This window comes from uncultured Methylobacterium sp., from assembly GCF_964251405.1.
In the GTDB taxonomy this organism is placed as follows: domain Bacteria; phylum Pseudomonadota; class Alphaproteobacteria; order Rhizobiales; family Beijerinckiaceae; genus Methylobacterium.
The window spans coordinates 1-8,719 of record NZ_CAXUJR010000089.1; the positions used below are offsets into that span (position 1 = coordinate 1).

Consider the following 8,719-nt stretch of genomic DNA (forward strand, 5'->3'; position numbering starts at 1 on the left):
AAGGCGGACGGGGTCCAGGGATCAACGACAAAGCCCGGCCGAAAGGCCGGGCTTTTTCATGGGCGGAGGTCTCGTTTCGGCCCACAAGAAACCCGGCACGAAGGCCGGGTTTCCCTATCCGATCCCGTGTCGGGGGATCAAGGACGTGGGGATCAGGCGCTGGCCTGGATCCAGCGGGAGAGGTCGCCCTTGGGCGCAGCGCCGACCTTCTGGCTGGCGAGCTGACCGTCCTTGAAGATCAGGAGCGTCGGGATCGACCGGATGCCGTACTGCGCGGCAATGCCGGGGTTCTCGTCGACGTTGACCTTAGCGATCTTCACCCGTCCCTGAAGATCGGATGAAATCTCCTCGAGGGCAGGGCCGATCTGACGGCACGGGCCGCACCACTCAGCCCAGAAATCCACGACCACGGGCTCGGCGGACTGAAGCACGTCCTGCTCGAAACTCGCGTCGGTCACCGTTACCGTCGCCATCACTCAATCCCTTTCGCGGTTCACGGTAAGCCGTCGATCCGACGGCCGCCGCGCCTCGATCGAACTTGGCGATGCGATCCCACGGGGTCAAGGCATCGCCCTCTCGTGCGGCCTTCTCGACATGTGCAGAAGCGAGGCATCGACACGCCAGGGCTCGCAGAGAAGCCCTTCCCGCCCCATCTCCCAGCAACGCTACGCCTTCCAAGTCTCCATCCAGGGGCGAAGGTCGACGAACGACGCCGGCCGAACCGGCCGCATGGAGGACAAGCCGACGTGTTGCATCGCACTCAGATCCTGATCGCCACAGCGACCATCCTAGGCTCCGTCGCCGGAGCGCATGCACAAAGTTCAGTGGCCGCAGGCGGTACGCCTGCGGAGACCGAGAAACCCAACACCAGCTACGCGCCGATGCTGCCCGGTCAGACTCGCGCGCCCAAACCCGCCACGGCAACGAAGGTCACGACATCGACCGCTGTCCAGGGCTTGGCTAGCGGCTGGGCCTTTGAGTTCCTGCCTGACGGCCGGATGATCGTCACGGAGAAAGCGGGAACGCTGCGGCTCGTCGCGAAGGACGGTACGCTCGGCAAGCCGCTCGGCGGGGTGCCGAAGGTCGATGCACGCGGTCAGGGCGGCCTCCTCGACATTGCCCTCAGCCCCGGCTTCGCATCCGACCGGATGGTCTATCTGAGCTATTCCGAACCGCGCGAGAAGGGCAACGGCACGACCGTAGCGAGGGCCAAGCTCGTCGAGGATGGCGGCGCGGCGAGGCTCGACGAATTCAAGGTCATCTTCCGCCAGACCCCGAGCTACGAGGGCGACAAGCATTACGGCTCGCGCCTCGTCTTCGCGCCCGACGGCAAGCTGTTCATCGGCGTCGGCGAACGCTCGGACAAGGTGACGCGCGTGCAGGCACAGGATCTGTCGAGCGGGCTCGGCAAGGTCTTCCGGATCGAGGCTGATGGCGGCGTTCCGAAGGACAACCCCTTCGCCGGCAGCGACAAGTCCAAGCCCGAGATCTGGTCCTACGGGCATCGCAACGTCCAGGGCATCGCGCTGGACGCGGACGGCCGGATGTGGGTGGCCGAGCACGGCCCACGCGGCGGTGACGAGCTCAACCGGCCCCGGGCCGGATTGAACTATGGCTGGCCCGAGGCGAGCTACGGGATTGAGTACGACGGCAGCAAGATCGGTGCAGGCAAGACCCAGGCGCCCGGCACCGTTCAGCCGGTCTATTACTGGGACCCGGTCATCGGCCCCTCGAGCCTGACATTCTATGAGGGGACGCTGTTCCCCGCCTGGACCAACAGCTTCCTGCTCGGTGGCCTCGTCACCACGGGCCTCGTGGTGGTCAAGCTCGATGGGGATGCGGTGGTGTCGGAGGAGCGCATCCCGCTCGACGCCCGCATCCGTGACGTGAAGGTCGGCCAGGACGGTGCGGTCTATGCCATGACCGACGGACCGGACGGCAAGATCCTGAAGCTGACGCCGGGTTCGGGGACGTAGGGCATCGGCCCCGGAGAGCGGAATCCACTTTCCGTGAAACGCTGATGCAACAACAGGAGCCTGGAGGATCTGACCGGATCTCATGTCCGGTTCGATCCTCCGTTCGGATCCCAGGTCAGTCATCCCGCTGCCCCAGGGCGTCCAGCGTCGCGTCAACCGTCGCCTCGTCGAGGCGACGGATCGTCGGGCCTGACGTCCAGACCAGCATCGGCAGGATACGGCGGCCGGGATAGATTTGTCGAAGCAGGGCCGCGTAGAGCGAGATCTGGCCCGCTTCCGCGGAAGGCAAGTCCGCCCCGTCGGCGGGTGGACGGCCGGTCTTGAAATCCGCGAGCAGGACGGCGTCGTCGGTCACCGCCAATCGGTCCACCCGGCCGAAGACCGGCCGCGGCCCTCCACCCACATTCACCCGCCCTGTCAGCGTCACCTCCGCCCGCGCATCGCGGGCGAAGAGGGGGACGAGGTCCGGCTCGTCGATGAGGCGCAGCACCGCCGAGACGATGGCGTCCTGCTTGAACCGATCGAGGGCCGGGGCTCGGGCTCGCACGAAGGCCGAGGCGGCCTCCGGACGCTTGGCCGGATCGAGGCGCGGCAGGTGCTCCAGCAAGGCATGGACGAGGATGCCGCGCCGACGCGACTCCGCATCGGGCTGCCGGCGACCCGTCTCACGCTGCCCGTCGGCGGCACCGAGCGTGCCCGATGGGCTGACGGGCGGTGCGGGCGCGGCCTCCGCGGCGACGGGCGTTTCGAGCCAGGCTGGTGCTGCCCGCGGCTGCGCCTTGGTAGCCGATTCGGATCTCGTCGAAACGGCGGCATCGCCCTGTCGCCAGACGGTCACCGGGCCATAGCTGGCCTCACGGGCGACGCCCGGGCCGAGCGTCCGTTCGAGCCCGACGCGGATCATCTCGCACCAAGCGGCCGGAGCGGCCTCCTCGCGGCCGCGATAGGGCGCGATGACGAGGCGGTCGGCGGCCCGCGTCATCGCGACGTAGAGGAGGCGGTTGTGTTCCTCGCGGGCGAGCCCCTGCAGCGCGACGCGCGCCACACTCAGGATCTCGCAATCCTGGTTCTTGCTCGACCAGACTGGCGGCAGGCCCGACATCGGCAGCAGCGGCGGGTCGTTGCGTCCGAGCGGCTCGCAGCCGTCGATGACGACGACGAGGGGCGCTTCCAGGCCCTTGGCGCCGTGGACGGTCATCACCCGGACCTCGTCGCGACCCGATTCGAGGTCGCGCTTGACCGTGTGGCCGCTCTCCCCTCGCCCCGGCCTCGCGATGTATCGCGTCAGGAAGCCGCCGAGCGATGGCGCGTCGACGCCCTGCTCGGCCTGTGCGGCCGCGGTGAGGAACACGTCGATGGCATCGCCGGCCTCGCCGCCGAGGCGTGACACCAGGGCCCTGCGCCCGCCCTGCGGGCCGAGGACCGCCGCATAGAACCCGAACGGGCCTTCCGCCGCCGCGAGCCCGATCCAGCGTCGTAGCGCCGCGTGCCCGCGGATCGCGGCGGGATCGCCCGCCCCGGCATGCCGGAGAAGGGCGTCTTCCAGGGTCTCCGACGGTTCGCGGCGGGCGGCGATCCGGACGAGGTCGTCGTCGTCGAGGCCGACCAGGGGCGTCTTCAGGGCGCTCGCCAGGGTGAGGTCGTCGGCGGGCAGGAGCCCGGCCCGTCCCACCGCGACGAGGTCGTTGACGGCGATGTGGGCGGCGATGTCGAGGCGGTCCTGGCCGGCCACTGGCACGCCCAGCGCCTTCATGGCCCTGATCACCTCCTCGAAGGCGGCCGAGCGCTTGCGCACCAGGATCAGGATCTCGCCCGGCCGCCAGACCCGGCCCGTCTCGTCTCCCGAATGGGTCCAGCCCCTCACCGCCTGGGCGACGCGGCGGGCGGTGACGATGGCGGGAGAGTTGGTCTCGGGCGCGTCGACGGGAGCGGCCCAGGCGTCGGGCTCGACCTCGTCGACGGGCTCGGCGATGCCCCAGAGCTCGACGGTGCCGGGCGCACCCTGGCGCGCCGTGGTGTGGATCGTCCCGGTGTCGGAGCCGTCGAAGGCGAGGCCTTGGTAATGATCAGGGACCGCGAAGGTCGCATCCACTGCACCCAGGATGCAGAGGGTCGAGCGGAACGAGAGCTGCAGGCGGACATCCTCGAACCGCAGCTCGGCCCGCTCCGCCGCGATCCGCCATTCCCGCCGCACGACCTCGAAGGCTCGCGGCTCGGCGCCCTGGAAGCTGTAGATCGACTGCTTGGGATCGCCGACGGCGAAGCGCGTCCGGGGCAGGCCGCGAGCGCCCTCCCCCACCGCGAACTCGGCGGTGATGAGGCGGAGGATCTCCCATTGCTGCGGGTTGGTGTCCTGCGCCTCGTCGATCAGGACGTGGTCGACGCCGCGGTCGAGCTTGTACAGCACCCAGGCGGAGCCCACCCGCGAGAGCAGGTCGAGGGTCTTGTGGATGAGATCGTCGAAATCGAGGGCGCCGAGCCTCGCCTTCTGAGCCTCGACCCGGCGGTGGATCTCGGCGGCCAGCGTGAACAGGGCGACGGTGCGCTCGATCGCGCGCGCCGCACGCAATGCGTCGCCGAGGAGCGCGAGCCGGTCGCGCTCGGCCAGGAGCCGCTCCTTCGCGGCCTCCGGGACGGCCTTGGTGCCGAGGCTCGCGGCGGCCTTGGGCGTTCCCTCCTTGGTGAAGAACACCGACCGGTAGAGATCGAGGGCGTCCGGCGTACCGCGGGCGGCCTCTGCGGCGATCAGGGTATCGGCAATCTTCTCGTCGGTGCTCTTGCCTGTGCGGAAGGCCTCGGCGAGCCCGGACCAGTCGTCGAGCCCGCCGTCGAGCATGCGCGCCTCGATGGTCTCTGCCGTCTCGCCGGCCGCGAGGCCGAGGCCGGTCGAAAGAGCCGCGAACTGGGGTTCGAGGCCGCGCGGGTCGCCGAGCACCCTGCGGGCGCGGATCGCCTCCCGGAACACCTTGCGCAGGGTGTCGCCCGAGGCCTCGGGCCCGACGACGCCGAGGGCATCGCCGAGCGCCGGATGGTCCGGCCCGATGGCGTCGGCGAGCACGTTGTCGGTCTCGATGGCGAAGGCCTCTCGCGACTGGTCGTCGTCGAGGACGACGAAGCGAGCGGGCACGTTGGCCTCGAACGGAAACAGGTGGAGCAGCCGCTCGCAGAGGGCGTGCAGCGTCTCGATCTTGAGACCGCCGGGCGTCTCCACCGAGCGGGCGAACAGGCGCCGGGCCAGACGCACGGTCTCGCGCCGGGGCGGCTGGCCCATCAAATCGTCGAGTTCGTCGGCGAGGGCAGCCTCGTCGAGAGTGACCCAGCGTCCGAGGCGCTGGAACACCCGGATCGACATGTTGGCGGCCGCCGCCTTGGTGAAGGTGAGGCACAGGATGCGCCCCGGCGGCGAGCCGTCGAGGAGCAGGCGCAGGACCCGATCGGTGAGGACCTTGGTCTTGCCGGCTCCGGCATTGGCCGAGACCCAGGCCGAAGCGCGGGGATCAGCCGCGCGGCGCTGGCTCTCCCGGGTCAGGGAATCGACGACGAAGGCTTCCCGGATCACGGTCTCAACCCTCCTCGCCGGCGAGCGACCATTCGAGGACCCGGGCGAGGTGGTCGTAGTCGCCGTAAGACTTGGCATATTTCGGATAGGGCCTTGAGATGTAGGCCGCCTCGCCGGTGAGGAAACGAGCGAGCAGGCCGCGCAGTCTGGCGACATGCTCCTCCACGATGTCATCGACCGCCCGCGCATCACCGCGCGGGGGTTTCACGGGCAGGGCATCGAACGGTTTGCGCCCGCCCGATGCGTGAACGTAGAGGAGGTCCGTCGCGCCGGTCGGCGCGCGCACACCGGAGAAGGCGCCCGCCTTCAACATCGCTGCCTCGAGGGTGAGCTGCGGCGAGAATCCGGCGAAGACCTCCTTATTGCTCGGCGGCGCACCGGTCTTGAAGTCGACGATACAGGCGGAGCCGTCACGGCCGATTTCGATCCGGTCGGCGCGGGCGCGCAGGGTCACGGTCTCGCCTCCGAGGGGAATGCGCCAGGCGCCGGAGATTTCGGCGTGGATGCGCAGGAGGCCGGGCCGCCGCGCCGCTTCCCAGTCGAGGAACCGACCCGCCATGCGCTCGTAGCGCGGCCACCATTCGGCGTAGAGTTCCGGATATGTGTCGGAGATGGTGCCGAAGGCGTTGGCCGCAAGACTGTGGAGACGCTCGGCCGCGCCCTTCGGCATCGCCTCGGGATGATCCTGCGCGAACTGTCCGAGGATGGCATGGATGAGCGTGCCGCGCTCGGCAGCACCCGGCGTCCCCGCCACCGGCTCGAGGGGCTCCAATCCGAGGACGTGGCGGGCGAAGATGACGTAGGGGTCGCGCACCAGCGTCTCGATCTCGGTGACGCTGAGCGATCGTGGGAACAGGGCCGGATCCGGCCGAGGCTTGGGCTGCGTCGGCCTCGACGGAGCCGAACCCGCACCCTGGTCGAGGATTCCGGCAAAGGCGGTGTAGCGCCGCCCACTCGCCAATGCCGCCTCCCAGGACGCATCGCCCACGAACGCCCGCAGGCGCTGGAGAAAGCGCGAGGGTACCATCGGCGAGCCTTCACGCTTGCCGGCCCGGGTGACCACTGCGTCGCGGGACCCAAGGGCATGGACGAAATCATGGGCGCTCTGTCCGATCCGGCGCTCGGGCGGATTGAGCCCGACCCGCTCACGCATGGGCCGGTTGAGGAAGGAATCCGTCACCGTCCGGATTGGCCAGACGCCCTCGTCGAGGCCGCACAAGACGATCCGGTCGACGTCGATCAGGCGCGATTCGAGAAGGCCGAGGATGCGCAGGCGCGGATGCGGCGCCGGCCCGCCGCAGGCGACCATCCGCTCGGCGGCCAGCGCGGCGAAGAAGGCCGGGTATTCGCCGAAGGCTCCGGGCATCAGGCCCGGCTCGGAGAGTTCGAGGTCGTCGAACAGGGCGTCGAGGACGTCGAGGGAGCCGTCCTCCGAGGTCTCGGTCTCCGGACCGGCCAGCAGCCGGTCGCAGACCGCGCGGTGGCGGCCGGCCATCTCCACGAGGTTTCCTCGTTCGCCGTCCTCCGGTCCGGGGAAGCCGGCGAAGGCATCGCGCAACCGCGCGATCAGGTCGCCGGCAAGCTCCCAGTCGAGGTCGGTCAGGCGACTCTTGGGACGCGGCCGCCTTCCGGTGGCATGGCGCTGGTCCTCCACGGCCAGCATGAGGCCCTCGAAGCCCGGTGCCGGCGCGGGTCCGCGCAGGGCGCCGATCTCCAGGGCGGCGGACGCTCTCACCACATCCGCTCGCGGCAGACCGAGGCGAACGAAGGGATGCGCGAGGAGCGCGATGAGCTTGGCGGGCCGCAGATCGGTGGCGAGTTCGGCCACGAGGCGAGCGAAGCGCCCGGCCTGGCTGCGCGACAGGGCTTCGCCCGCGGAATCCTCCGCGACGATCCCCCAGCGGCCGAGCTCGGCCCCCACCCGGATGGCCAGACCCCTGTCGGGGGTGACGAGGGCCGCTTTCCTGCCCGGGACCTGCAGGGCCTCTCGCAGGGCGATGGCGGCGACCAGGGCCTCCTGCCTCTCGTCGGTGGCCTCGACAATCGCGAGCCCCGCCATGCCCATCACTGACAGATCCCGGCGGGCCGCGGGGTCGAGCTGCGCCCAGGCGTCGGTCGTCTCGGCCGGCCGCAGGGCCTGCGACAGCAAGGCGCTCCTGGCCCTCGCCTCGGCCGAGGGTTCGCCGATCGCCGTGACGGCGCTGCGGTCGAGGCCGAGGCAGCGTGGGCCGAGAAGACGGTGCAGAATCGCCTGGGGATGGCCATGTGCGATCTCGCGCTGCGGCCCCTCCCCGTCCTCGATCGCGGCCCAGCCCTCGGCGTCGAGATCCTGGTCGAGCCCCGGCAGGACTACGGCGCCGCGGGGCAGTGCCGCCACCGCGGCGATGAGGCGGGCCGTGGCCGGCACCGAGCCGGTGGAGCCCACCATGACGACCGGATCGGCGGGCGTCTCGCGCGCCAGGCGCTCGGCTTCCGCCAGCACCATCATGCGCGAGCGAACGACGGGGTCGCTGAGTGAGCGGGCCTGCAGGATCTTGGGCCAGTTCTCGGCGGCGATGCGGACGAAATCGAGGGTGAGGCCGAAATAGCGGGAGTATTCCGCCTCCACGGCACCGGCGATCTCCTCCCAGGGCAAGCCCTCGACCGTCAGGGCATCCATCAGCCGCTCCAGGTCGGCGGCAAGCGCCACCGCATCGGCAGGAGAGGATGGCACCAGGAACGGCACCTCGTCGTCCATGGGCAGGAGCGTGCGGTCCACGGTCTCGGCCCAGGACTGGACGAGCCGGGCCAGAATCAGCCGCCGCTCCAAGGGCGGCATTGGCGGGCTGAGAAGGTCCGGGCCGGTGCCCAGGAGCGGGCTGGCGGCGAGATCGAGCTCAGCTTCGTCCGCTTCGCCAAGCGGGATCATACGCGGCAGCATGGCGGCTCCGCCGAGGCGTTCGGCGAGGCAGGCGGAGAGTGCGCGGACCGACCGGCGGGTCGGCAGGTAGAGGGTCACGGAGGCCAGCGCGAGCGGGTCCGTGCCGAGATCGCCCACGAGTCGGCCTGAGACGAGGGCGTCGGCCAGCGTCGGCAGGAAGGGGGCACCAGGGGGGATCGTGAAGACGCGAGAGGCGGACACGCTGTTGCGATCATTCCGAATGTCAGCGCAAACGGCTTTCCCGCTCTTGCGTGAAGTTGAGGA

At 70.2% G+C, this 8,719-nt stretch carries 4 protein-coding genes; 1 reads left to right on the forward strand and 3 read right to left on the reverse strand.

The genetic code is table 11. The features are described from left to right. Window positions 1–152: 152 nt before the first annotated feature. On the reverse strand, window positions 153–473 hold the full coding sequence (gene trxA, locus ACFE7U_RS14580) for a thioredoxin (RefSeq protein ID WP_375410444.1): 321 nt from the start codon (window positions 471–473) through the stop codon (window positions 153–155). 276 nt (window positions 474–749) lie between these two features. Here trxA and ACFE7U_RS14585 point away from each other — a divergent pair, with 276 nt between their 5' ends. After that, the gene (locus ACFE7U_RS14585; RefSeq protein WP_375410450.1) at window positions 750–1,976 is read left to right on the forward strand and encodes a PQQ-dependent sugar dehydrogenase; all 1,227 of its coding nucleotides are present in this window, start codon (window positions 750–752) and stop codon (window positions 1,974–1,976) included. A 115-nt stretch (window positions 1,977–2,091) separates the two neighbouring features. On the opposite strand, the gene addA is transcribed toward ACFE7U_RS14585, so the two are convergent. Continuing rightward, window positions 2,092–5,535, reverse strand: a complete 3,444-nt coding sequence (gene addA / locus ACFE7U_RS14590) for a double-strand break repair helicase AddA (protein WP_375410445.1) — start codon at window positions 5,533–5,535, stop codon at window positions 2,092–2,094. 4 nt (window positions 5,536–5,539) lie between these two features. Continuing rightward, the gene (addB, locus tag ACFE7U_RS14595; protein ID WP_375410446.1) at window positions 5,540–8,656 is read right to left on the reverse strand and encodes a double-strand break repair protein AddB; all 3,117 of its coding nucleotides are present in this window, start codon (window positions 8,654–8,656) and stop codon (window positions 5,540–5,542) included. Window positions 8,657–8,719 lie beyond the last annotated feature (63 nt).